Origin of the sequence: Parahoeflea alexandrii (assembly GCF_027214025.1) — a bacterium.
Taxonomy (GTDB): domain Bacteria; phylum Pseudomonadota; class Alphaproteobacteria; order Rhizobiales; family Rhizobiaceae; genus Hoeflea; species Hoeflea alexandrii_A.
In genome coordinates, this window is the sequence record NZ_JAPWHB010000035.1 from 1 (window position 1) to 407 (window position 407).

The 407-nt window shown below is 65.1% G+C and carries 1 protein-coding gene; it reads left to right on the plus strand.

What is annotated here, in order from left to right:
- Positions 1 to 407: VCBS domain-containing protein (locus tag O4H62_RS26315; protein WP_269391853.1), on the plus strand; the 407-nt coding region annotated here is incomplete at both ends.

Below are 407 nucleotides of genomic sequence, written 5' to 3' on the forward strand. Positions count from 1 at the left end.
GTCGACCTGTCGGACGAGCCGCAGGCTTCTGTGACCAACAGCGTGGTGACGACGGCGACGCTCGCCAATGGCTATGTTCTGACGGCTGGCCAGGAAGCCACGCTTCTCGGCGCCTTCAGCCTCGATGATGTGCTCGATGGCGTGAGCAACTCGACGTTCGGCGACGGTTCGGGCGAGATCGCCTGGACCTATGACGCCACCAATGCGGCGATCGACTTCCTGGGCGAGAACGACCAGCTGGTTCTGACCTTCACCGTGACGGTCGACGACCAGAACGGCGGCACCGCCTCGCAGGACGTCACCATCACCATCAACGGCACCAATGACGCGCCGGTGATCACCTCGGGCGTGCAGTCGGGCACGGTTGACGAGCAGGCTGACCTTGCGCCGCTCGCCGACGCCGATCC